The organism is Virgibacillus dakarensis, from assembly GCF_900155625.1.
Lineage (GTDB): Bacteria > Bacillota > Bacilli > Bacillales > Amphibacillaceae > Lentibacillus_C > Lentibacillus_C populi.
Map to the genome: position 1 here is coordinate 875,950 of NZ_LT732553.1, position 22,796 is coordinate 898,745.

The 22,796-nt window shown below is 39.3% G+C and carries 25 protein-coding genes and 1 pseudogene; 19 read left to right on the top strand and 7 right to left on the bottom strand.

Annotated elements, in window-relative coordinates:
- Positions 1 to 83 precede the first annotated feature (83 nt).
- A complete protein-coding gene (locus CZ382_RS04370; protein WP_088049997.1) occupies positions 84 to 1,175 on the bottom strand; it encodes an N-acetylmuramoyl-L-alanine amidase in 1,092 nt (363 codons plus the stop codon).
- Positions 1,176 to 1,498: 323 nt separating this feature from the next.
- On the opposite strand from CZ382_RS04370, the gene CZ382_RS04375 reads away from it, so the two are divergent.
- The 3 genes from CZ382_RS04375 to CZ382_RS04385 all read left to right on the top strand — a co-directional run bounded on the left by CZ382_RS04375 (position 1,499) and on the right by CZ382_RS04385 (position 2,755).
- Entirely contained in the window at positions 1,499 to 1,687 is a 189-nt protein-coding gene (locus tag CZ382_RS04375; protein ID WP_088049998.1) for a hypothetical protein, read from the top strand.
- Between the two features lie 184 nt (positions 1,688 to 1,871).
- The gene (locus CZ382_RS04380; protein WP_088049999.1) at positions 1,872 to 2,219 is read left to right on the top strand and encodes a hypothetical protein; all 348 of its coding nucleotides are present in this window, start codon (positions 1,872 to 1,874) and stop codon (positions 2,217 to 2,219) included.
- 278 nt (positions 2,220 to 2,497) lie between these two features.
- The gene (locus tag CZ382_RS04385) at positions 2,498 to 2,755 is read left to right on the top strand and encodes a type 1 glutamine amidotransferase family protein (protein WP_088050000.1); all 258 of its coding nucleotides are present in this window, start codon (positions 2,498 to 2,500) and stop codon (positions 2,753 to 2,755) included.
- 147 nt (positions 2,756 to 2,902) lie between these two features.
- Here CZ382_RS04385 and CZ382_RS04390 read toward each other — a convergent pair whose 3' ends face one another.
- Positions 2,903 to 4,018, bottom strand: a complete 1,116-nt coding sequence (locus CZ382_RS04390) for an IS4 family transposase (RefSeq protein ID WP_088049901.1) — start codon at positions 4,016 to 4,018, stop codon at positions 2,903 to 2,905.
- 67 nt (positions 4,019 to 4,085) lie between these two features.
- Between CZ382_RS04390 and CZ382_RS04395 the strand changes: the two genes are divergently transcribed.
- A complete protein-coding gene (locus CZ382_RS04395) occupies positions 4,086 to 4,520 on the top strand; it encodes a DJ-1/PfpI family protein (protein ID WP_159457763.1) in 435 nt (144 codons plus the stop codon).
- A gap of 564 nt (positions 4,521 to 5,084) precedes the next feature.
- On the top strand, positions 5,085 to 5,438 hold the full coding sequence (locus CZ382_RS04400) for a hypothetical protein (RefSeq protein WP_088050002.1): 354 nt from the start codon (positions 5,085 to 5,087) through the stop codon (positions 5,436 to 5,438).
- 14 nt (positions 5,439 to 5,452) lie between these two features.
- On the opposite strand, the gene CZ382_RS04405 is transcribed toward CZ382_RS04400, so the two are convergent.
- From CZ382_RS04405 to CZ382_RS04415, 3 genes are all read right to left on the bottom strand, one after another.
- Positions 5,453 to 5,671: a hypothetical protein gene (locus tag CZ382_RS04405; RefSeq protein WP_088050003.1), complete on the bottom strand. Its 219-nt coding sequence runs from the start codon at positions 5,669 to 5,671 to the stop codon at positions 5,453 to 5,455.
- A gap of 100 nt (positions 5,672 to 5,771) precedes the next feature.
- On the bottom strand, positions 5,772 to 6,251 hold the full coding sequence (locus CZ382_RS04410; RefSeq protein WP_088050004.1) for a YkyB family protein: 480 nt from the start codon (positions 6,249 to 6,251) through the stop codon (positions 5,772 to 5,774).
- A 124-nt stretch (positions 6,252 to 6,375) separates the two neighbouring features.
- On the bottom strand, positions 6,376 to 6,957 hold the full coding sequence (locus CZ382_RS04415) for an SCO family protein (RefSeq protein WP_088050005.1): 582 nt from the start codon (positions 6,955 to 6,957) through the stop codon (positions 6,376 to 6,378).
- 515 nt (positions 6,958 to 7,472) lie between these two features.
- On the opposite strand from CZ382_RS04415, the gene CZ382_RS24135 reads away from it, so the two are divergent.
- The 3 genes from CZ382_RS24135 (at position 7,473) to CZ382_RS04430 (ending at position 9,258) form a co-directional block, all read left to right on the top strand.
- The gene (locus CZ382_RS24135; protein ID WP_088050006.1) at positions 7,473 to 7,739 is read left to right on the top strand and encodes a DUF4372 domain-containing protein; all 267 of its coding nucleotides are present in this window, start codon (positions 7,473 to 7,475) and stop codon (positions 7,737 to 7,739) included.
- On the top strand, positions 7,732 to 8,724 hold the full coding sequence (locus CZ382_RS04425; protein WP_327365203.1) for an IS4 family transposase: 993 nt from the start codon (positions 7,732 to 7,734) through the stop codon (positions 8,722 to 8,724). The genes CZ382_RS24135 and CZ382_RS04425 overlap by 8 nt, the downstream gene beginning before the upstream one ends.
- 288 nt (positions 8,725 to 9,012) lie before the next feature.
- A complete protein-coding gene (locus tag CZ382_RS04430) occupies positions 9,013 to 9,258 on the top strand; it encodes a hypothetical protein (protein ID WP_088050008.1) in 246 nt (81 codons plus the stop codon).
- A gap of 19 nt (positions 9,259 to 9,277) precedes the next feature.
- Here the strand turns inward: CZ382_RS04430 and CZ382_RS04435 are convergent, their stop codons facing one another.
- Positions 9,278 to 10,129, bottom strand: coding sequence for a metallophosphoesterase (locus CZ382_RS04435; protein ID WP_088050009.1), 852 nt, complete (start codon positions 10,127 to 10,129; stop codon positions 9,278 to 9,280).
- Between the two features lie 269 nt (positions 10,130 to 10,398).
- Between CZ382_RS04435 and fadH the strand changes: the two genes are divergently transcribed.
- A complete protein-coding gene (fadH, locus tag CZ382_RS04440; protein ID WP_088050010.1) occupies positions 10,399 to 11,166 on the top strand; it encodes a 2,4-dienoyl-CoA reductase in 768 nt (255 codons plus the stop codon).
- Between the two features lie 75 nt (positions 11,167 to 11,241).
- On the opposite strand, the gene trhA is transcribed toward fadH, so the two are convergent.
- Positions 11,242 to 11,877 (bottom strand): PAQR family membrane homeostasis protein TrhA, encoded by a 636-nt coding sequence (gene trhA / locus CZ382_RS04445; protein ID WP_088050011.1) that lies wholly within the window; start codon positions 11,875 to 11,877, stop codon positions 11,242 to 11,244.
- A 206-nt stretch (positions 11,878 to 12,083) separates the two neighbouring features.
- Here trhA and cbpB point away from each other — a divergent pair, with 206 nt between their 5' ends.
- The 10 genes and pseudogenes from cbpB to CZ382_RS04490 all read left to right on the top strand — a co-directional run bounded on the left by cbpB (position 12,084) and on the right by CZ382_RS04490 (position 22,760).
- Positions 12,084 to 12,527, top strand: a complete 444-nt coding sequence (gene cbpB, locus CZ382_RS04450; RefSeq protein ID WP_088050012.1) for a cyclic-di-AMP-binding protein CbpB — start codon at positions 12,084 to 12,086, stop codon at positions 12,525 to 12,527.
- 276 nt (positions 12,528 to 12,803) lie between these two features.
- Positions 12,804 to 14,297, top strand: coding sequence for an MDR family MFS transporter (locus CZ382_RS04455; RefSeq protein WP_088050013.1), 1,494 nt, complete (start codon positions 12,804 to 12,806; stop codon positions 14,295 to 14,297).
- A gap of 106 nt (positions 14,298 to 14,403) precedes the next feature.
- Entirely contained in the window at positions 14,404 to 15,123 is a 720-nt protein-coding gene (dapD, locus tag CZ382_RS04460; protein ID WP_088050014.1) for a 2,3,4,5-tetrahydropyridine-2,6-dicarboxylate N-acetyltransferase, read from the top strand.
- Between the two features lie 14 nt (positions 15,124 to 15,137).
- Positions 15,138 to 16,256 carry an N-acetyldiaminopimelate deacetylase gene (locus CZ382_RS04465; RefSeq protein WP_088050015.1) on the top strand — a complete coding sequence of 373 codons (1,119 nt, stop codon included), beginning with the start codon at positions 15,138 to 15,140 and terminating at the stop codon, positions 16,254 to 16,256.
- Positions 16,257 to 16,368: 112 nt separating this feature from the next.
- Positions 16,369 to 16,620, top strand: a complete 252-nt coding sequence (locus CZ382_RS04470) for a YkuS family protein (RefSeq protein ID WP_088050016.1) — start codon at positions 16,369 to 16,371, stop codon at positions 16,618 to 16,620.
- A gap of 457 nt (positions 16,621 to 17,077) precedes the next feature.
- On the top strand, positions 17,078 to 17,620 hold the full coding sequence (locus CZ382_RS04475; protein ID WP_088050017.1) for a peroxiredoxin: 543 nt from the start codon (positions 17,078 to 17,080) through the stop codon (positions 17,618 to 17,620).
- 203 nt (positions 17,621 to 17,823) lie between these two features.
- Positions 17,824 to 18,279: a TlpA family protein disulfide reductase gene (locus CZ382_RS04480; protein WP_088050018.1), complete on the top strand. Its 456-nt coding sequence runs from the start codon at positions 17,824 to 17,826 to the stop codon at positions 18,277 to 18,279.
- 839 nt (positions 18,280 to 19,118) lie between these two features.
- Positions 19,119 to 19,991: pseudogene (locus tag CZ382_RS24750) on the top strand (ABC transporter transmembrane domain-containing protein); the annotation flags it as partial.
- Between the two features lie 12 nt (positions 19,992 to 20,003).
- Positions 20,004 to 20,891 (top strand): ABC transporter ATP-binding protein, encoded by an 888-nt coding sequence (locus CZ382_RS24755; protein ID WP_371871381.1) that lies wholly within the window; start codon positions 20,004 to 20,006, stop codon positions 20,889 to 20,891.
- Positions 20,892 to 20,915: 24 nt separating this feature from the next.
- A complete protein-coding gene (locus tag CZ382_RS04490) occupies positions 20,916 to 22,760 on the top strand; it encodes an ABC transporter ATP-binding protein (RefSeq protein ID WP_088050020.1) in 1,845 nt (614 codons plus the stop codon).
- Positions 22,761 to 22,796: the final 36 nt, after the last annotated feature.

Sequence of the window (22,796 nt, forward strand, 5' to 3'; positions counted from 1 at the left end):
TTAAAATCGTTTATCAACGCTAGGGGGTATATAAATCTGTAAAAAAGGCTGATATTGAAATCGGCTATTAGCCGATTTCAATATCAGTCTGTAAAATAATTCTCCAATCCGGATGTAATGGCATCTGCTGCTTTTTTCTGATAGGCTGCCGTTTGGATAGTCTTTCGTTCGTCAGGGTTACTAATAAACCCAAGTTCGATTAGTACGGCAGGATCACTGTTTTCCCGCAATACTTGAAAATTGGCTTGATTTACTCCACGATCATGAAGGCCGACGTTTTTGGTCAATGATGATTGAATGGAGCGGGCAAGTTTCTGGTCGTTATCACCTGCATAATAATAGGAACTGATCCCCTTGACAGCCGGTTTGGTAAATGCGTTGTAATGCAGGCTGATAAAGGCATCGGTATCATGGTTAGTGCTAATCTGTACCCGTTCATCCAAGGAGATAAAAGTATCATCTGTTCTAGTTAAGGTAACAGACGCTCCTTCATCATGCAATTTATCTGCTACTTCTTTTGCGGTGGCCAGTGTCAGTGTTTTTTCATATACGTCTTGGGCAATTGCTCCCGAATCTTTTCCGCCGTGGCCGGGATCGATCACAACATGATGACCAGCCAGTGCTTTATTATCACGTTGATCCTTCTGCTTGTCTTTATTTTCTATTTGCACGGGGGATAAAAGCCGTCCTTCCGCTCCATTGGCAACATCCCACGCTTCAGCTGCAGCCGGTGAATCAGACTGGTCTTGATCCACTTTGGTTTCTTTAACTGGCTTATTATTTTCGACGCTCACTTGACTTGAAGGTGAGTCTGAATCTTCGGGTTTCATTTTCGTTCCACCGGGGACTTTTTCGTGATCCGCTTTTTTCTCCGCCGACTTCTCTGTATCCGTAGTCTCCTTCTCCTCTTTGATTTCGGTGAGTTTATATAATGCTACCCACGCTTCCTTGCCATTATAAAAGGTCCTTCCCCAGCCAAACGATTGCTGGAACACCGTAATATCGTCTCCACCTTCCAATTCGGCAATGATCTCCGCCTCCTGCCCAGGTTCGGCCCGCAGTTCTGCTGTTGACGTTTCGACTTTGTACAATTGACCACTTTCCGCATTTACTGTTGGAATAAAGATAAATAGGCAAATAAAAAAACCAATGCCAATAATAAGTTTGTTTTTCATATCGTTCGTCCTCCTGAATTGGTAGATTGCTATATTGCAAGGCTTGCCAAGAAAATCTAGTAATATACATGATTGTCCAAAAAAATTAGATTAAAAGTTTGCGAAGGTGCTAGACCAGATGCTTTGGCGGAAATTTTTCTTATGAATGGCATGAGTAACTCCCGGAATATAGTTGCCCCAGGTAAATCCGATAATATAAGGCGAGTTTTCTGAAAAAAATTAATTTAAATTGAAACAATGACTATATCCATGCATAATGAAGATATAAGTTGGCATAGGCTTTAATGGAGGTGAGCTTATGCTGCGAAGGGGGACGAATAAATATGCCAAAGGTAGCAGAGTATAAGCCTATGGATATAAGATTCGATAATGAAGAAGATTATAAGGAATTTGTTCGTTGGGCGAATGACAAAAGTACAGTGGATGAAGATGGAATGATTGAAATGAGAAAAAAAATAAAAAAAGCCCGTCAAATGAAAAAAAGGATGCCGAAATCATGGCCGAAAAAATAATAAGTACCGAATTTATTTGGTCAACATCTCTTGGCGAAGAACATATGAGAGATGTTGACCTTTTTAAATGTTCAGAGCCCAAAGTAGAACAGTTTTTAAAAAAGAAGCGATCAGATTAGAAAAGCACCATGCTTGCAAAACACATTTATATTACTATAAGGATAATCTTCTAGGGTATTATACATTGTTTACGGATTACGTTAATTTGACGAGGTCAAAAAGAAATAGTGAGGGTTGGGGGGATGTTTCAACATTATTAGGTAATCAACATTTTCCCGCCATAAGGCTACATTACATAGGAATTGATGATAAATATAGAAATAAAGGATTAATTGAGTTACTTTTATTATTTGCCCTTGATGATTGTATCTATATATCCAATTATGTCGGTTTCAATTTTGTGGTATTAGAGGCTTTGAAAAGATCGGTCGGGTTTTTCGAAAAGCAAAATTTTTCAAAGGTAAAAAAGAATAATGACTTGCAAATAATGGCCATTAAAGTAGAGGATATTGTGTTTCAATTGGGTTCATGAGAAACGTGAACCCTAATTGTCCGCATAGCTGAAAGTAGGCTGGATAAAATGTCTAGGGTTTATCTCATTGAAGTGACCTGTTGGTGTTCCGGCCATACATATCGATTGGATTAGTTGGAACACCGTGTACGATAAAAGTCGTAAGTAGTGTGTGAGCTTGGAAAAGGGAGCGATAACTTCAAACCCTTATCTGTAGAGAAAAGAGGTTAAGTAATCGGGGACATGAATAGGTTGTATAATACGCTTAAGTAAAGTGTTTTGATACGGGGAGAAATAATATGAAAAAAAGAAAAGTGGGAATTTTACTTTATGATTTTGTAGATATTTTAGACTTTGCTGGTCCGGCAGAAGTGTTATCCTTAACCAGCAATAGCAAAGTTGAAGAAGCGTTTACCCTTTACAAAAAGCATTTGTTACATACGAGACCATTTGAGGTATTTACAATTACAGACACAGGAATGCAAATAAAAACTCATTCAGGGATAAAAGTAGAACCTGATTTTAGTATCGGTAATAGCCCTGAATTAGATCACTAGCATTGCATAAATATAGTCAAAATGTTCAGTAACTACTATTCCCGTAATTTTTGCCAAAAAGTCAAAGTCCAATCAAAGGTGGCACCGTCCATTTGGTAAAATTATACAATTAATACGAATTGATACGACCTACAACACTGTTACTTATTACGGAACTGTTTTGTTTTCAAATCTGTGAAGCCAAATGTAAGCTGGCTTCCATAGTGCAGCCTTTAACCAACGGGTAATTCGAAGCAACGATTTCTTGCTTTTCGTTTCCAGTTGGATAAGCACATGTAAACAATAGGTGATGAGTGCTATATAGATTTGATTTTGTAAAGCTGTTTCACTCATTCCGTAAAAATGTTTGATTTCCACGTGCTGCTTTAACCATTTGAAAAACAGTTCAATTGCCCAGCGTGATCGATAAATATCACTAATTTCTTGTGGTTCCAAGTCAAATCGATTGGTAATCAATCGAAGGATATTTCCTTTCGTATCCATCACTTCGAGAAGACGAAAAACGTTTTCACAACGTTTTTGTGTGGAGCCTATGTAAACCATTCTATCGGTTAAAACCATTGATTCAGCTGGAACCGAGAATGAACATACTTCACGAATGACGGCATTTTTCTTTAGTCTGGATACGAAGAAGTATCCATCATCCGTCATCCGATCAAAACGTTCGTAGTCCATATAGCCGCGATCAAAGACATACATGGCTTCCTTGTCATCAACAAGGACTTCAAGTTGATTACGATCATGTTCTTTCGCTACTGTAATGACAGCCTTTTCAGGATAAACCGTTTCTTTATCCATGAAAACAAGGCGCAAATGTAACTTGACACCAGCCTTTGTTTTGCGGAATTTCGCCCACTTATAATTGGTTAAATTAAGAGGCAATGTACTCGAATCAATGATTTTTAACGGCATATGCTTGTAGGCTTTATTGTGATATCCGCGTATCTGGTAAACAAGATCTAAAAATAGGGTTGCTAATATGGATGGATCTATTTCTCTATTCTTGCGTGAGAGCTGAGATGCGCTAATCGATTCAAAACCAACAGCTCTCTGAAAGTCCGCATCCAATAAAGCATCACTTAGTGCTTGAAGCCCTTCCGTTTCATGTACTTGTGCATAAAGCATCAGTTTAATATAGGCTTCAGTCGTAAGTTTTTTGGTATAGCTATCTTGTTTTAGATTTTTAACTTGGTCAAAAAGCTTTTTAGAATTTATAGGTGCAATCCATTTACCAAATGCTGATTTTAGTGTATTCTTGTCCATGATATGGTCCTTTATATTGGATTTGGACAGGAAACCACCTGACCTATTCATTATAAAGGATTTTTTGTTGTCTAGACAGTTAAAAATTGAACATTACCAACATTTTTTATTATTAGTTATAATTAATGCAACGCTAGTGGAATTAGATATACTAATAATTCCAGGTGGCCCCTTAAGGGCAGTACAATCTGTGGTTAAAAATCAAAAGATACAAGACTGGATTATTAAACATAGTAGTATTGAATACATATGCTCTATCTGTACAGGAGCATTTATATTGGGGAAAACCGGTTTGTTAGATGGGAAGAAGGCAACAACTCATCATTTAGCATTGAAAATATTACAAAAAAAACACCCTGATATTAGAGTTGTTTCAGACAGCAAAGTCGTGCATGATAGTAGGGTTTCTTCGGGGATTAATATGACTCTCTATCTTGTTGAGCAAATAATGGGGAAATCTATTGCTAAACGGACAGCTAAAAATATTGAATTTGTACATTAATAATTTCACTAATGGGAGATTTTCTCGAATGTATAACGACTTTTTATTCATTTCACCAAGCCCAAAATTTTTAAAGAAGTGAACATTGACGAGATTAGAGAGATACTGTTACAAGATCCGCCATCCTGCCATATTAAAATAACTGTAAATACTATATGAACGAATTGGAAAATAGTGGTAAGTGTTGTTTAGCTTCAATTGATTATAGACTCATCCTTAATAGAGCGGTTTGGTACAGATTTTGTTTTCATGATTTGAACATGTTTATATGACTAGAAGGGGGGAGCTGGATGGGGAAGGGAGATGCGAAACAAAGCATTTTAAGTGATTTACATTCAAAATTGGTTTTAATCGATATGAAAAGTCATATCGTTCAATCTATATGTAGATTGATTAATGATTAATTGTAAGAATGATGCTGTCCACTCTTTGCCGGAAAGGTAGCGTTGATAGAGTTAGACAACACACAATCCATCCTTGCTAACAGAAGTGGGAAGTCCTTGTATATAACAGCAACTATTCGTTAAAGCTGGTTACTAATAAAAACGGGGAGGGACAAGTGTCATGATATTTACCGGCTTCAGCTGGATTCGTCTGACGCAGCTGCTATCTCTAGGCTTAACGAAAGAGCAACTCTATTTTATTGTCATTTTTATCGGAATTTTTACCTGTTATTATATAATACAGCCAATTATTCATTGGTTTGTTGCGTTACAGTCGACTAAGGTTATAAGTTATCTGATTACAAGCATGCTTGTTTTAATATGTATGCTGGGCTTTAGTGTCCATCAGTCGGATGATGTAATAAGTAGTCTGATTCGGACAGCCTTGCAAAGTTTGGCAGCTTTTGGTTGTATGTTATTTATTGTCCGGATTTTTGAAGTAATCGTAAAAAGGGGCAAGAAAAAAAGCGTATGATTTCGGTTCATACGCTATTTTTCGTCCGCTGCTCCAATTTCCTGCTGCATTGTTGATAACCAGTCAAATGCCAGTTTGTCCTGTACGATTGGTGAGAGCTGATTATCAGGGGAATGCTGTAAAACGAATACCTTTTCATCATCTGCCAGTTTTTCATATTTGTCCTTTAAAATATGGGTTTGGTCAGCGTATTTACCAAGCTCATACAAAAAATCTTTTAATTCTATCCGCATGTTATCCTCTCCTCATATAATACCAATTCCTTATTCAGAACCGTTTAAAACATGAAAAACGCATGTATTTAATTTACATGCGCTCTTTTCCTGATTTCCATTAGTAATTACGGTGTGCTTTTTTTGGAGGCCACTCCATTTTCCCGAGAGATGACGGAGTATAGTAGGAAGAGGTATACTGTTTTCTCCGGGTCTGCTTTGACTCATTTTTTGGCTTCCAATCAATATAACGATAGATTATTTTTTTTGCTTGTGAAAGTGACATTTTTGTTCGAGGATTTCGAAAGTCCTGATCAAGTGTACCAAGGTGCTCAAGCTCTTTGAAGTCTTCTTTCGTCGGGGGTATATGAAAATAGTAATTATCCACTTTAACAAGTAGTGTTGAATGCTGATTGCTGAGTTTTGGATGATCGGAAAAGTGAAGGCCAACTTTTATTGCATGTTTCTTCTGTAAAAGCTGTTTAATGGTTTCCTTCTTAATAAAATATAGGTGTTTTGGATCAGGTGCAGTTTTAGCATGGCGATTAATGGTATATAGTGCTTTTGCCAGTTCACTTAATGAAATCGATTTATCATCCATCGTTTTCCCTCCTTTCGGTCTTTCGGGTAGCTTGTCTATATCGTACAGGAAAGCCTGTCCATTTTCAAGATCCGATCGTACAAAAAAATAAAACGAAGCAGTAAATTTCTGCTCCGTTTGCAGCCTATTGCATATCCTTTATGTCCTGGACTATTTTCTCCATGTCACCAGGTTTTCTGCCGTCATATCGTTTGATGGCGTTTCCTTCAGGAGAAACGAGAAAAAAACTTGTTGCATGTAAAACCTGGTCTGAGTCGGGATCCTTTTCTAGTGGTGATTTAAACGATTTTATAGAAAACTCTTTAATCGTATCGAAATCGTATCCTGTGAATAAATGCCAATTATCAAGGTTTGCTGCACCTCTTGACATGGCATATTCTTTCAATGCATCTGGCGTATCTCTTTTTGGATCGACACTAAAGGAAACTAATTGAACATCATCAAGACCAGCATCACTTAATTGCTTTTGTAATTTTGCCATATTGGAGGTCATAGGCGGGCATACCGTCTCACAATTTGTGAAAACAAGGTCTGCAACCCAGAATTTCCCTTCCAAATCACTTTTACTAATTTCCTTCCCATCCTGATTAGTAAAGGTGAAATCCTTAATTTCGTATGAAAAATCACCTTCATATTTATCACCGCAAGCGCTTAAAAACAGGACCAATAAGGCTACGGGGAAAAGCAACTTGAATCCTTTTATCATATGTAATCCTCCATATCAGTAAAATCGTACTTAGTGTAGCATGATTTCAACTTAAATACTATGGATAAAGTGTTACGAAAATGAGGAGGGTAAGGGAAGCATCGAGTGGAAACTCAGGTAGCGTCAACTCGGGGATCAAGAACATCGTCCGAAGTGCCAAGAACAAAGGTGGAAGCGCCCGTTTAGCGGCGTATGTGCTGGACTGAGCCGTAGGAGATAAAGAAAACACGACGACCGGAGGGAGTCGATGTTGACTTATCGTACGGAGGCGGGTGTTGCACACTAGCCGCTGGGCGCTGGAGCCGGACGTGGCTTATCCGGTTATTAAGTTATCCACAGCCGCAAAATTTTATAATTTCCCACTTGCGTTGCAGGAAAATAAAATAAAAAAGTCAAGAAATATAATTTATGTAAAATTGGGAATAATTGCAATTTAACCTTTAAAAACCATAAAAAAACCCTTATAATTAGAGTATGGTAGTCCTGTCCAAATCCCTAATTATAAGGAGTCATCCATGGACTATAATACCATAAAAACTGTATTCAAGGAATACATTCATCCATTAGATTCAAAAGTTATTCAAAAGATGATTGACCATGCCCAAATCGATAGGTATGTTAAAAAGCTTGACGTGCTAACATTTACTAATCTTTTCATCTATGCCCAGCTCCAAGGATTACCTAGTCTAGGGCGTATAAGTGAAAAAGTAAAGCGCAAGAAAAGTATACAACGACTGGTCGGCATCGAAGATACGACTGGTCGGCATCGAAGATATCAGTAAGTCGCAACTTTCCCGAAAGCTTGGTGCTATACCATCTGAAATATTCCAAGTTATGATGCATCATTTGGTTCAAAAGTTGCACCAGGCACTGGGTCCGCAAAAGGCTGATAAAGCCCTCGAGAAGATTCATTTGATTGATTCCTCTACTATTTCCATGTGTCTTAGTCAGTATGAATGGGCGGATTTTCGTGATACTAAATCCGGGGTAAAGCTACATACATCCATCCATTTTTGCGATGGCGTTTCTTACCCAAATGATGTGATTGTTACTCCTGCAAGACCTGCAGATGAAACACAACTGGATTCGTTAATCGTAGCCGACAAAAATACACTTCACGTATTCGATCGAGGTTATTTCAACTTTGAAAAATTCGATACCTACTGTGCGGAAGGAATTCACTTTGTCACTCGAATTAAAACCAATACCGTTGTACATGTGATAGAGGAATTACCTGTCAACCCTTGCTCTCCCATTATTCGAGAGGCAATTGTGAAAATCGGCAAAATGAAATATCCTCTACGTTTAGTAGAAACACAGGATAACGAAGGAAACAACATTTCTATTGTGTGCAATGACGCAAAACGAAGTGCACAAGAAATTGGTGATCTATACCGGACACGTTGGCAAATTGAATTATTTTTTAAATGGGTGAAACAACATTTAGTTTTGACAAAGCTTTATGGACAAAGCGAGAACGCTGTATACAATCAAATTTACATCGCAATGATCACATTTTGCTTAACCCTATTATTGAATCATCAATTAGGTTATAAAGGTACCTTACTAGAAATGCTGAACTGGATTTCCGATTTCTGTTCAGTAAAACTAACAACCTTTATTTCAGAAATATTCAAGGAACCCGACCGATCATCCAATGGTCGGCGAAAACTGCAACATCAGCGTATTTTTGAAGAGACCCTAGCACAATATGAATCAGGAGATGTTTATCATTTAGATGATCTAACCTACGATCCAATCATTTAAATAATTTACAAAAAATGGATGAAGGACTACCTCAAAAACCCTGTTGTCCTTTTTTCTTTAATAGCAAAGAAATTCAAGTCTGAATATTCCTTATAGGGAATAAATGGTAATTACCCCAAAATTAAAATGGTTGACAAGCTAGAAAGTTTTTTATGCAACGCAAGTGATAATTTCCTAGACAATAATAAAAGGTCTGATCCAAACTTTCCGGATCAAACCTTTCACCTTAATAATAGCCTTCACGTGGATAACCATATCCGTACGGGTAATATGGGGGATAAGGCGGGTATGGGTAATAATAGCCGCCGGGGTGTATTGCTCCGTAAAAAAATGGTGCAAAGGCAAGACCAGACAGAAATGGCAGGACAGGAAACTGCCGTTGGTCATCGTGTGATTCGGCTGGATAACGGTATGGTTGGCCAACTTGGTAATTCACCGGATAATTCAATGGAATCTTCCTTTCTAAACATTCTCATTAAAATATATGCGAATGCCCCGGGAAGAGAGCATGTATCGTTAGTGTTTATCCTGTAAATCCGGCAATGAAGGTTTGTTATATTTTTTTTAATGTATAGATATTGAATTCCGGTTTGCATAAAAATCGATAAGGCAACCGTGTTGTACCGATCCCTCTGCTGACATACAATAATAAATCGCCATTGTTAAATGAATACTTACCTTGAACATATTTTTCGGCGTATGCTGGTGTATATAAGTCACCAATAAATGGAAATCTGACTTGTCCGCCATGACTGTGCCCCGAAAGCTGAATATTGACAGGGTACTTGACCGATGTATCGGCAAAATCTGGTTCATGGGCAAGTAAGATCGTAAAGAGATCAGGATTTGCCTGTTTTAACGTTTTCGTCAAGTCAGGTCTTCCGAGCATAAGGTCATCAATGCCAGCCAGGATAATCCCGTCATTATCCTTATTAAGTGTGACATGCTGATTTTGCAAAAGCTGGAAGTCTGCCTGTTCCATCGTATCCTTTACAACGTTTGTTCCATAACCGCCATGATCATGATTTCCATATATCCAATATTTCCCTTGCTTCGCGGTTAAAGTTCGTAAAACAGTAATCAGCTGATGATTCCAATTATACGTATTCGGTTCATCAACAAGATCACCTGTGAAAACAATCAGATCCGGATTTTGTTTGTTTATTTGCGCTACAAGATCTTTTAGTTGATCAAGTGTATAATGAAAGCCGATATGGGTATCGGAAAATTGGACAATTTTAAAACCGTGAAAAGCATTTGGGATTTTTGCAGATGTAATTGTTTTATTATTGATATGAAGCATTTTTGGTTCGATATCACGGGCATAATAATAGGTTCCGCCGCCAATACCAAAGATAGCAAGTATGCTGCCAAACATTTTTTTCAAAAACGATCTTCTATTCATCAAGGTCAAACCTTTCTACGGTGGTAAAGAAAAGATTTAAATTTTAACTATATTAATTCATTGACAGAAATGCGACGTCCAGTCCAGCGCCAAGTGGTTAGTATACTTAAAAAATATCTTTCTAAAATTATAGCACGTATAAGGCATATTTTTATATGAAAATTTTCTGATCGCTGGGCTATTGTAATCTGCAAATTTTTTGACTTATTGTTGTCACAAGAATAATATTGTAGGTGGGAAGGGAATAAAACGCTTACAGGGGGGACGTTATGAAAAATCAGACAGTCATTGTAACAGGAAGTTCCAGCGGTATGGGAAAACATATGGCAAAAAAATTTGCTTCAGATGGGGCAAATGTTGTACTAACGGGAAGAAATGAAGAACGGCTGCATGCTGCGAGAGAAGAAATAATGGGCGGCGCAACAGGTGATGTACTTATTGTACATATGGATGTAAGAAATCCGGAAGATGTCGAACGGATGGTTAATGAAACCATTGAGAAGTTTGGTACCATTGATCATTTAGTAAATAATGCTGCTGGAAACTTTATTTGCCCAGCAGAGGATTTGTCCGTAAATGGATGGAATGCAGTTATTGATATTGTGCTAAATGGTACATTTTATTGCAGTCGTGCAGTTGGCAAATACTGGATTGATAACGGCGAAAAAGGTTCCATTTTAAACATGGTAGCAACTTACGCGTGGAATGCCGGTGCAGGGGTTATTCACTCCTCAGCAGCAAAAGCGGGTGTGCTAAATATGACCCGAACGCTGGCGGTTGAATGGGGAATGAAGTACGGGATACGTGTGAATGCGGTTGCTCCGGGTCCAATTGAACGAACGGGTGGTGCTGGTAAATTATTTGAATCGGAGCAGGCGGCAAACCGTACCATCCATTCTGTTCCGTTAAAGCGGCTTGGCACGCCGGAGGAAATTGCCGACTTAGCTCATTTTTTATTGTCGGACAAAGCGGCCTATATTAACGGTGAAGTTGTAACAATGGATGGGGGACAATGGTTGAATAAGTTTCCTTTTTAGATTGATTCGGGCTTCCGACGCACGTAATACGTGGAAAAAACGCGTGTTAACTGGGCTAAGATAACACGCGTTTTTTCAGATGACGTAATAAAATATTGAAAAGAAGTGAAAAGCTGATCCAGCAATGACGAACAAATGCCATACAGCATGGTGATATGGAAAACTGCGCCATACGTAAAATATTGCACCAACTGTATAGAAAATGCCACCTGTAATTAACAGAAGAATACCATTTTCATGCATGACCGATGTTAGCGGCCCCCAGACAAGGATAATGAGCCAGCCCATTGCAATATAAAAAATTGTTGATAAAACAAGGAATTTTTTTACGAAAAATATTTTAAATACGATTCCGCAGATCGCGATTCCCCAAACGATACCGAATAAAATCCAGCCTATTTCGCCTCTGAGCAGTACAAGTAATAAGGGTGTATATGTTCCAGCAATAAACAGATATATGGACGAATGATCAAAAATTTGAAAAATGTCCTTCCATTTTCCCTCAGGCAGGCTGTGCACAATCGTTGATGTTGAATACATGAATAGCATGGTAACACCAAAGATCGTTACGGAAACAATCTGCCATGGACTTCCGTTTAACGAGGCATATATGATCAGCAAAACCAATCCTGCAATACTTAGTAATGCACCGATCCCGTGTGTAATAGCGTGGGCGATTTCTTCTTGTTTTGTATACGTGTGTGTTGTCATGAATTTTCCCTCAACCCGTTCTTTGTGACATAGTTTATTTTAAGTATACTACGATATGCCAAAATTATAAATGTCTTTTAAACATGATCAGCAAATAGCGGTAAGTGATATTCGGTAAACCATGTTTCTATACGTAAATTATGGTAAACTGAATTTGTAGATGAATGCTTTCTCCTTATTATTACCATGTAAAGGAGCGTTTTTTTATGAGTACTATACAGGATAAACAATTAACAGATATTATGATTGAAGAGGTTATGATCCCTTCTGAAAAGGTAGCACATGTGCAAGTGAATAATCCATTGGAGCATGCCTTATTAGTGCTGGTTAAATCGGGTTATTCTGCTGTGCCTGTTTTGGATGCGGAGTATAAATTGGCTGGTACGATAGGGAAAACGATTATATTAAATCAAATTTTAGGGCTGGAACGTTTTGAATTTGAAAAGCTTGCCGATATGCGTGTGCACGAAGTGATGAATGTTGATATTCCGCGTTTAACTAAAGAAAAAACGTTTATGGATGGATTAAACACGGTGATTAATTATCCATTTGTTTGCGTTGCAGATGAAGAAGGTTATTTTGATGGCATTGTTACCAGACGGGCGATACTAAAGCAATTAAAACGGGATCAATATAGAACAAAGGCGTAAGCGCCCGTTTAGCGGCGTATGTGCTGGACTGAGCCGTAGGAGATAAAGGAAACACGACGACCGGAGGGAGTCGATGTTGACTTATCGTACGGAGGCGGGTGTTGCACACTAGCCGCTGGGCGCTGGAGCCGGACGTGGCTTACTCTGCTGAGAGCAGAATAGAGCCTAAATTTTATACTTTCTTATCTTACGAAAAAATAAGGATCTTTCCTTAAGTCAGATTCCATATTGTCAAAGGTTAGGTTAAACAGCCGTCCTGTGTCATGGGGGTAACGTATGGAACATCGCAATGAGAAAACAAAAAAACTGAAACGGCCGCTTATATTGGCATCAGTCATGCTTGGTATGTTTCTGGCGGCAATTGAAGCAACAATTGTCGCGACTGCCATGCCGAGTATTGTTGCCGACCTTGGTGGTTTTTCACTCTACAGCTGGGTGTTTTCGGCATATTTACTGACAAATGCTGCAACGGTATTAATCTTTGGTAAACTAGCTGATATATTTGGAAGGAAACCAATATTTATTACGGGAGTTACTCTTTTTTTAATTGGGTCAAGTCTTTCCGGTTTTAGTAGTTCGATGATCATGCTGATTATTGCCAGATTCATTCAGGGCTTTGGTGCTGGTGCGTTGATGCCGATTGCAACAACGATTGTCGGGGACATCTACAACAGACAGGAACGTGCCAAAATACAAGGTTACTTATCAAGCGTCTGGGGAATTTCTGCTGTAACTGGTCCGCTCTTAGGCGGCTTTTTTGTTGATATATTAAGCTGGCGGTATGTGTTTTGGATGAACATTCCGCTTGGGCTCCTGTCCATGCTGGGCATCATCTTCTTTTTACATGAAGATATTGAAAAACAAAAACGGTCCATTGATTATGCCGGATCGTTTTGGATTGTGCTGGCCGTCAGTTCTTTCATGTTTATATTAGTTGAAGGCGGTATTAGTATAGCGTGGAATTCCATGCTGATGTACGGGTTAATTTGTGTTTCAGCATTCGGCTTTTTCCTATTTTTCTATCAGGAGCGGCAGGCAGCCGATCCGATGATGCCGTTTACTATTTGGAAATACCGTATTATAACTACCGCTAATGTAACATCACTAACAACCGGAATGATTATGATTGGAGTATCCAGTTATTTACCAGCCTTTGTTCAAGGGGTAATGGGTCAATCAGCAACTGTAGCGGGATTTACCTTAACAACGATGTCAATTGGCTGGCCAATCGCTTCCACAATAGCAGGAAAACTTTTATTGATCATCGGGTATCGAAACACATCATTAATCGGTGGGACTTCTCTAATTATTGGAGGTGTTTTCTTCTTTCTATTAACTCCAGAGCTGGGTCCTTTTTGGGCTGGAATGGGCTCATTTTTTATTGGTATCGGCATGGGGCTAACCAATACTTCCTTCATTGTCGGGATTCAAAGTGCAGTTGGCTGGAAAATGCGCGGAATCGCAACGGCAGCCAATATGTTTATGCGATCGCTTGGCAGTGCGCTGGGCGCCGCATTATTGGGCGGTTTGCTAAATGGGCAAATAAAGGCATACATTGAGCAGAAAGGTTTATCTGGCAAAATTTCTGTTGATACAGCAAATAACTTGCTTGATCCCAATCGTAACGCCTCGTTGTCTGCCGGAATAAGAAAAGTGTTACAGGAGGGGTTAACGACAGGTCTCCATCTTGTTTATACCGGTTTACTAATTCTGGCTATCTTGAGTCTATTAATCATCTTTTTTATGCCGAAGAAGGCGGAAGAGGAATAGTTGATTGTTGCGGATTGTTGCTGTGTCTGCTAAAGTAAATGCAATATCATATTACGGATGTTCAAAAGCGACAGCTATACGGACATGATTAGGAGGAATTAAACGAATGAAAATGATGGATGCGAACGAGATTATTAATTTTATTTCGAACAGTAAAAAGTCTACACCAGTAAAAGTGTACATAAAGGGACTAGAACTTGATACATTAGATTATCCAGAATCCATTCAGGCATTTGCTGAAAAACAAAGTGGTGTTCTATTCGGTGAATGGAGCGAAATTCAACCGTTTTTAATCAGCAATGAAGATTCTATTACTGATTTTGTTGTAGAAAATGATCGCCGTAATTCCGCCATTCCGCTGCTTGATTTAAAAGGGATAAATGCAAGAATTGAGCCTGGTGCAGTTATTCGTGATCAAGTGACTATTGGGGATGGTGCCGTAATTATGATGGGTTCCATGATCAATATTGGTTCTGTTGTTGGGGAAGGCACGATGATTGATATGAATGCTGTATTGGGAGGACGTGCAACAGTTGGTAAAAACTGTCACATTGGTGCGGGTACTGTATTAGCTGGAGTTATTGAGCCACCATCAGCAAAACCTGTAGTTATTGAGGACGATGTAGTTATTGGTGCGAATGTCGTTGTGCTGGAAGGTGTAACCGTTGGAAGAGGTGCGATTATTGCGGCTGGTGCGGTCGTAACGAAGGATGTCGCACCAAATACACTTGTGGCTGGAACACCCGCGAAAGTTTTAAAAGAAATAGATGAAAATACAAAATCGAAAACAGAAATCAAACAAGAACTTCGTAAATTAGAAAATTAAAGTGGGGATTCAAGATGAATTTAGCTGCTTTAAAAGAGATTAGACGGACATTACATCAAATTCCTGAGTTAGGTTTTCAAGAGGTGAAAACCGGGGCATTTTTATTGGACAAAATAAAGGAAATGCAAACAGACAGTGTTGAAATAAAAACATGGCGGACAGGTATATTGGTACGGGTGACCGGGAAAAAACCGGAAAAAACGATTGGATTCCGCGCAGATATTGATGGCCTGCCTATTGCAGAGGAAACAGGCTTTAGTTTTGCCTCCGTACATCAGGGAAAAATGCATGCATGCGGCCATGACTTTCACATGACAATTGCCTTAGGAGCGCTGAAGCAGCTTATTGAAAATCCGATTGATGACCATGTATTATTTATTTTTCAACCTGCAGAGGAGGGGCCTGGTGGCGCACTGCCATTACTCCGATCTTCTGAGTTTTTGGAGTGGAAACCGAATTGTCTTTTTGCTTTGCACATTGCCCCCGAACTTCCGGTAGGTACAGTTTCAAGCAGGCCGGGTCTATTATTCGCGAATACGAGTGAATTATTTCTTGATTTTAAAGGGGTTGGCGGTCATGCAGCCTACCCTCATTTGACAAAGGATATGACGGTTGCCGCCAGTAACTTTGTAATTCAGCTTCAGCAAATCGTTGCTCGTGGAATTGATCCGCTGGAAAGTGCTGTTGTCACAATCGGTAAAATGGAAAGTGGGGTTGTCCAAAACGCGATTGCCGAAACAGCACGGCTGGAAGGAACGATTCGGACATTGCATGCAGCAACCATCGCTGTTATTAAACAAAAAATTGCAATGATGGCAAAAGGATTCGAGATCAGTCATGATTGTTCAATTGCAATTGATTACGGATCGAATTACTATCAGGTTTATAATCAGGAAAAATATGTAAACCTTTTCCAGGATGCACTGCGAGACAGCAGCATAACATATAAGGAAGCGAGCCCCGCCATGACTGGGGAAGACTTTGGTTATATGCTGAAAGAAATTCCTGGTTTTATGTTTTGGCTTGGTGTCGATTCCCCGCATGGTCTGCACAGTGCCCAGCTAAAACCGGACGAGGCGGCATTAGAAACAGGAGTACAAGCAGTAACCAGAACTATTCGTCACCTTTCATAACATACTGCTCTTACTTCCGACTTCTGACCTCTGACATCTGTTTTGCATAGCTTTCTTCTTTTGGGAAAAACTACGAGAGAATATTTTTTCCATGTAGAGGAGGAAAGTAGCTATGGCGCGTATTGGTGTTGAACAGTCATTGACGGATGTTAAAGAAGCACTAATGGAAAAGGGACACGAGGTAGTAGACTTAAAAACAAATGACGATGTTGCCTACTGTGACTGCTGTGTGATTACCGGGCAGGATGAAAATATGATGGGAATGTCGACTACCAGTATCGCAGGACCGGTTATCGATGCCCGTGGATATAATGCAGAGGATATATGTCAGCTGGTCGAGCAAAAATTAAATTATGAGGCATAAAGATAACACCCAGCTCAAGGTTCCCCCGAGTTGGGTGTTCATCATTTACGCCTTTTTCTCAATAACAATTTGCTGTGGAAATGGTGCTTGTAAATTTGCTTAGTCAAATGCTTCTAAAGACGATGTTCCAAAAGTACTTTTGTTTTAGCCTGCTTTAATATAGACAAGCATGGATTGCTCTTCTCGATTTAATTCTCAATTAGTGGACATTATTCATTTGCAATGTTATGGTAATAGTTGTGAAAAATAGTAAAGGATCGTCCTTCATGTGTAGAAAATGTGCGGATTGTTAGGGTTAGATTGGATAACAATTGGATAGAATGGTAACATGTTGTGTCGATTGTATGACAAATAATTGTCTATTTTAGATCAATTATTAGGTGATATTGACTTGAAATAATTGATTATCTATAATGTGAATGAGGATCAACTAACTAACATAATGGAGGGATTACATATGGCAGAAAGAATGGTAGGAAAACAAGCACCACGCTTTGAAATGGAAGCAGTAATGCCAAATAAAGAATTCGGAAAAGTGAACTTGGAAGAAATTATGAAAGAAGATAAATGGACAGTTCTTTTCTTCTATCCAATGGACTTTACATTCGTATGTCCGACAGAAATTACCGCAATGTCTGATCGTTATGATGAGTTTGAGGACCTTGATGCAGAGGTAATTGGTGTATCAACCGATACGATTCATACACATAAAGCATGGATCAATACATCCCGTGAAGATAATGGGTTAGGCGAACTGCAATATCCGTTAGCAGCAGACCATAATCATGCTGTTTCGAAAGACTATGGTGTGCTGATCGAAGAGGAAGGTGTTGCATTACGCGGATTATTCATCATTAATCCAGAAGGCGAATTGCAATATCAAACGGTTTTCCATAACAACATTGGCCGTGATGTTGATGAAACATTGCGTGTTTTACAAGCGCTGCAAACTGGCGGTTTATGCCCGGCTAACTGGAAACCAGGCCAAGAAACGCTATAAGAGGATGTTCAAAAAGTCACCAATTGATAAGCGGCTAATCTTCGTTACCTTATTCTAATTTGGTAGGCTTTTGAACGCGCATATAGGATTTTTTAACATATAAATAGTAAATGGGAGCCGCCCCTTTAAATAAGATATGTCTTTCTTTGGGTTGGCTTCTTTTTACTTAGGAAGTTGAGTAAGTGAACGGAGGAGGAAGCAAAATGAAATTAAGAGACCAAATGCCAGAACTCAAGGGTGCAACGGAATGGTTTAATAGTAAACCGATCCAAAAAAGTGATCTGATTGGCAACAGACCTACTTTAATTCATTTTTGGTCAGTAAGCTGCGGGCTTTGCAAGGAAGCAATGCCAAATGTAAATGAATTTAGAGATGAGTATAAGGATGATCTGAATGTCATTGCGGTTCATATGCCGCGCTCGGAAAAAGATTTGGATCTTGGGCAAATTAAGGAAATTGCCGACGAGCATGACATAACACAACCAATATTTGTGGACAATGAACATAAGCTAACCGATGCATTCGATAATAAATACGTACCTGCCTACTATGTGTTTGATGAGGAAGGGAAGTTAAGACACTTTCAAGCTGGCGGTGGTGGCATGAAAATGCTGCGCAAACGGGTTAACCGTGTATTGGGAATAACAGAGAAGAAGTAAGAATATGTTATTTTGATATAAGAACTGTATCATTTTTTAATGGTATGGTTTTTTTGTAATCCGGACGAGTTTGATCACTCATAAGCTTAATGAGTGCCTTTTTTCTTGAAATTCGAACGATCTTGGTCACTCATAAGCTTGATGAGTGCCTTTTTTCTTGAAATTCGAACGAGTTTGGTCACTCATAAGCTTGATGAGTGCCTTTTTTCTTGAAATTCGAACGAGTTTGGTCACTCATAAGCTTGATGAGTGCCTTTTCTCTTGAAATCCGAACGAGTTTGGTCACTCATAAGCTTGATGAGTGCCTTTTTTCTTGAAATCCGAATGAGTTTGGTCACTCATAAGCTTGATGAGTACCTTTTCTCTTGAAATTCGAACGAGTTTGGTCACTCATAAGCTTGATGAGTGCCTTTTCTCTTGAAATCCGAATGAGTTTGGTCACTCATAAGCTTGATGAGTACCTTTTCTCTTGAAATTCGAACGAGTTTGGTCACTCATAAGCTTGATGAGTGCTTTTTTTCTTGAAATTCGAACGAGTTTGGTCACTCATAAGCTTGATGAGTGCTTTTTTTCTTGAAATTCGAACGAGTTTGGTCACTCATAGCTTGATCAGCGCCTACTCGATTTGATAAAGTGAAACTTCATTCAGTGAGGCTTTTCCTTCCTCCCCCACCTTTACGTTTTTGGTGTACTCAAGCTTGAGGGTGTCACAGCCCGTAATGAGTGATACTAAAATAACCAAATATTTTGTCCCTGTCGAATCCAAAAAAATTTTAAAAAATTGAGCAAAAAGAGTGGCAATTTATTTCGGAACCCGTTATATTAGTAATTACGAAAACATGAGGAGGGGGAAATATTTGGATACATTTAAAAAATTAAAGCGGTTTTATTGGCCTTATAAAAAGTATTTTTTTATATCGCTGTTCTTTTTGCTGTTTGTTACGGCGATAACGGTTGTGTATCCAATCATATTGCAGAAGACAATTGATGAAGTTGTACTTAAAGATCGTTATTCTTTAATCCCTTACTTATCCGTCGCCTTTTTGGTTGTCATGATAATAAAAGGCTTTGCGACTTTTTTTCATCAATATTTAGGGGAATTATTTGGAATTATATCGGTGTACAAACTCAGGGAGGCATTATATGAAAAACTCCAGGTATTATCATTCAAATACTATGATAATGCCAAGACTGGTGATTTAATGTCTCGGTTAACGGCAGACGTGGAAGGATTCCGGTTTTTCCTTTCTGTCGGATTTGCTGAACTGCTTCGCATCACATTATTAATTGTCTTTAGCTTGGCGGTTATGTTCTATTATTCGGCGCCGCTTGCACTTGTAACGATGGCGGCTATGCCTTTTTTGGCAATCGTAGTGTTTCAGTTTGAAAAACGGGCACATCCCGCTTTTAAAGGGATCAGAAAATCATTCGGACGATTAAATACAAGGGTTCAGGAGAATATCAGCGGGATGAATACAGTAAAATCGTTATCCCGGGAAGATTTTGAAATTGGCCGATTCTCAACGAACAATGATAATTACCGCCAAAACTATATAAGGACATCAGAAATTTGGGCGAAATTCTTTCCACTTATGGAGTTCATTGGAAATGTTTGTGCAGTTGCACTATTAGCGTTTGGCGGGTATCTCGTAATCAATGAAAAAATTGGACTGGGCGAGCTTGTTGCTTTCTTCAGTTTGGTCTGGTACATCCTGGGACCGTTGATGAACTTAGGATTTGTTATCAATCTTTTTTCCCAGTCAAAAGCATCTGGTGAACGATTACTGGAGATATTGGAAGCAAAAGAGGACATAGCAGAGCAGGAAGATGCCATTGACACTGTGATTAACGGACATGTTACGTTTCGTGATGTTACACTTACGTATACAGAAAATGATGATACAGCATTAAAGCATATTAGCTTTGATGCGCCACCAGGGAAAGTAATTGGCTTAATTGGGGCAACCGGTTCAGGAAAAACTAGCATAACCCAGTTGATTACCCGTTTTTATGAGCCAGAAACTGGTGAGGTGCTTGTTGATAACAGGCCTGTTGCAGACTACAAATTAAAAGCATTACGAAAGCATATCGGGTTTGTTTTGCAGGAGTCATTTTTATTCTCGACAACTATTCGGGCAAATATTGCCTATGGTAATCCGGATATTCGCGAGGAACAAATTATTGATGCGGCAAAACGAGCGCAAGCCCATGACTTTATTATGGAAATGCCTAAAGGATATGACACGTTGCTTGGCGAACGGGGGATGGGATTGTCTGGAGGACAGAAACAGCGTATCGCCATCGCCCGGGCAATTTGTATCAACCCAAGTATTCTCGTGCTGGATGATGCAACATCAGCTGTTGATATGGAAACAGAATTTAAGATTCAAAAAGCGTTAAAAGAAGTCATGCGCGGCAGAACAACATTTATTATTGCACATCGAATTTCTTCATTAAAACATGCCGATGAGATTCTGGTTCTAGAGGATGGTGAAATCGTTGAACGGGGTAAACATGACGAATTAATCACCAATCACGGACCATATCAACGAATCTATGATATTCAGTATCAGGATCGGGAAGCTATTATGAATAGGGCTGCAGGTTCTTGAGGGATCTTCAAAGGGGGGAGTAAAATGGCAAAGTCAAAGGAAGAACGAGTAACAAAAAACCGCCATTTAAAACGGTTCTATTACACAGTCGATCATGCGGTTGAAAAACCATTTAACTGGCAGCAGCTGTGGCGGCTGCTCGTTTATTTAAAACCATATGCTACTACCTATTTGCCGGGTGCCATTATTGCCATGCTTGTATCAACGGCTGTACGGCTAGTGGTTCCGATATTAATCGGTAAAGTGGCTATTGATGTCGCAATCAGCAACAAAGATACAAACTTGTTAACCTATCTGGTCATTGGAATTGGTATTCTTTATTTGCTGAACTATATCGGGAACATATTTCGGATAAAATGGGTGAATATTTTAGGGCAAAATGTTATTTATGATTTGCGAAGACATTTATTTTCCCATGTCCAGCGGTTATCACATCGATTTTTCGATTCCCGTTCTGCAGGCTCCATTCTTGTCCGTATTATGAACGATATTAATTCGTTGCAGGAGCTTTTCACAAATGGAATCATTAATTTATTGATGGACGTTGTCACCCTGGCTGGAATTGTTGTCATTTTGCTAGTACTAAGTCCAAAATTGGCCCTCGCGATTATGGTTGTCATTCCGATCATGTTTTATATCTCAACGAAATTGCGACGAACGATTCGCCGGGCATGGCAAAATACCCGCATTCAGCAGTCGCGTTTGAATTCACATTTAAATGAAAGTATTCAGGGGATCCGGATTACCCAATCATTTACCCAGGAGAAGGAAAATGCACAATTTTTTGACGGGATCAATTCGGATAACTTTGAAAGCTGGCAGATAGCAACGAAGAAAAGTGCATTGTTTCGCCCGTTTGTTGATCTGAGTAATGCGGTTGGAACGATTATCCTAATTACGTATGGTGCCTATTTAATTTTGCAAGGACCTGAAAATGGAGGAATTGAGATTGGTACGTTTGTATCGTTTGCTTTTTTCCTGGGAATGTTTTGGGAGCCAATTTCAAGACTTGGACAAATGTATAACCAGTTGTTGATGGCAATGGCTTCATCAGAACGGATTTTTGAATTTTTGGATGAACAGCCAAATGTGGAAGAAAGAGCGAATGCATTTGAATTTGCAGATATGAAAGGTCATATTGAATTTGACCATGTTCAGTTCTCCTATGATGATGAACGGATTGCGCTTCATGAAGTTTCGCTTGATATCAAAGCTGGGGAAACAATTGCACTCGTAGGGCATACCGGAAGCGGGAAATCAACCATTGCCAACCTAATCAGCCGTTTTTATGATCCTACAAAGGGTACGGTACGGATCGATGGTCATGATTTACGCGATGTCAAACTAGACAGCTTACGTCAGCAAATTAGTGTTGTACTGCAGGATACGTTTATTTTCTCAGGAACAATTATGGAAAATATCCGCTTTGGCCGGCCGGACGCTGCGGATGAGGAAGTAATCGAGGCAGCAAAAGTTGTTGGTGCTGATGAATTTATTCAGCGGCTGGCAAATGGGTATGAAACTGAGGTGGAGGAGCGGGGAAACATTTTGTCAGCAGGGGAGCGGCAGTTATTATCATTTGCCAGGGCATTGCTTGCTAATCCAAGGATTTTAATTCTTGATGAGGCAACGGCCAGCATCGATACGGAAACAGAAGTCAAAATCCAGGCCGCTTTACGCAGGTTGCTAAAAGGACGCACCGCCATTATTATCGCCCACCGTTTGTCAACGATCCGAGAATCCGACACGATTTTTGTCCTACAGCAGGGCAAAATTCTTGAATATGGAAACCACGAACAGCTAATGAAGTCCCGTGGTGAATATTTTGAGCTGGTTAAATCACAATTTCAGATGCTGGACGCAATTTAAGGGTAAAACGGCAATTGGCGTAAGCTTCTTTACTGC

Coding starts and splice junctions, on each gene's coding strand:
- CZ382_RS04370 (WP_088049997.1), bottom strand. CDS start 1,175: ATGAAAAACAAACTTATTATTGGCATTGGTTTTTTTATTTGCCTATTT.
- CZ382_RS04375 (WP_088049998.1), top strand. CDS start 1,499: ATGCCAAAGGTAGCAGAGTATAAGCCTATGGATATAAGATTCGATAAT.
- CZ382_RS04385 (WP_088050000.1), top strand. CDS start 2,498: ATGAAAAAAAGAAAAGTGGGAATTTTACTTTATGATTTTGTAGATATT.
- CZ382_RS04390 (WP_088049901.1), bottom strand. CDS start 4,018: ATGGACAAGAATACACTAAAATCAGCATTTGGTAAATGGATTGCACCT.
- CZ382_RS04400 (WP_088050002.1), top strand. CDS start 5,085: ATGATATTTACCGGCTTCAGCTGGATTCGTCTGACGCAGCTGCTATCT.
- CZ382_RS04405 (WP_088050003.1), bottom strand. CDS start 5,671: ATGCGGATAGAATTAAAAGATTTTTTGTATGAGCTTGGTAAATACGCT.
- CZ382_RS04410 (WP_088050004.1), bottom strand. CDS start 6,251: ATGGATGATAAATCGATTTCATTAAGTGAACTGGCAAAAGCACTATAT.
- CZ382_RS04415 (WP_088050005.1), bottom strand. CDS start 6,957: ATGATAAAAGGATTCAAGTTGCTTTTCCCCGTAGCCTTATTGGTCCTG.
- CZ382_RS24135 (WP_088050006.1), top strand. CDS start 7,473: ATGGACTATAATACCATAAAAACTGTATTCAAGGAATACATTCATCCA.
- CZ382_RS04430 (WP_088050008.1), top strand. CDS start 9,013: ATGGGTAATAATAGCCGCCGGGGTGTATTGCTCCGTAAAAAAATGGTG.
- CZ382_RS04435 (WP_088050009.1), bottom strand. CDS start 10,129: ATGAATAGAAGATCGTTTTTGAAAAAAATGTTTGGCAGCATACTTGCT.
- fadH (WP_088050010.1), top strand. CDS start 10,399: ATGAAAAATCAGACAGTCATTGTAACAGGAAGTTCCAGCGGTATGGGA.
- trhA (WP_088050011.1), bottom strand. CDS start 11,877: ATGACAACACACACGTATACAAAACAAGAAGAAATCGCCCACGCTATT.
- cbpB (WP_088050012.1), top strand. CDS start 12,084: ATGAGTACTATACAGGATAAACAATTAACAGATATTATGATTGAAGAG.
- CZ382_RS04455 (WP_088050013.1), top strand. CDS start 12,804: ATGGAACATCGCAATGAGAAAACAAAAAAACTGAAACGGCCGCTTATA.
- dapD (WP_088050014.1), top strand. CDS start 14,404: ATGAAAATGATGGATGCGAACGAGATTATTAATTTTATTTCGAACAGT.
- CZ382_RS04465 (WP_088050015.1), top strand. CDS start 15,138: ATGAATTTAGCTGCTTTAAAAGAGATTAGACGGACATTACATCAAATT.
- CZ382_RS04470 (WP_088050016.1), top strand. CDS start 16,369: ATGGCGCGTATTGGTGTTGAACAGTCATTGACGGATGTTAAAGAAGCA.
- CZ382_RS04475 (WP_088050017.1), top strand. CDS start 17,078: ATGGCAGAAAGAATGGTAGGAAAACAAGCACCACGCTTTGAAATGGAA.
- CZ382_RS04480 (WP_088050018.1), top strand. CDS start 17,824: ATGAAATTAAGAGACCAAATGCCAGAACTCAAGGGTGCAACGGAATGG.
- CZ382_RS24755 (WP_371871381.1), top strand. CDS start 20,004: ATGAACTTAGGATTTGTTATCAATCTTTTTTCCCAGTCAAAAGCATCT.
- CZ382_RS04490 (WP_088050020.1), top strand. CDS start 20,916: ATGGCAAAGTCAAAGGAAGAACGAGTAACAAAAAACCGCCATTTAAAA.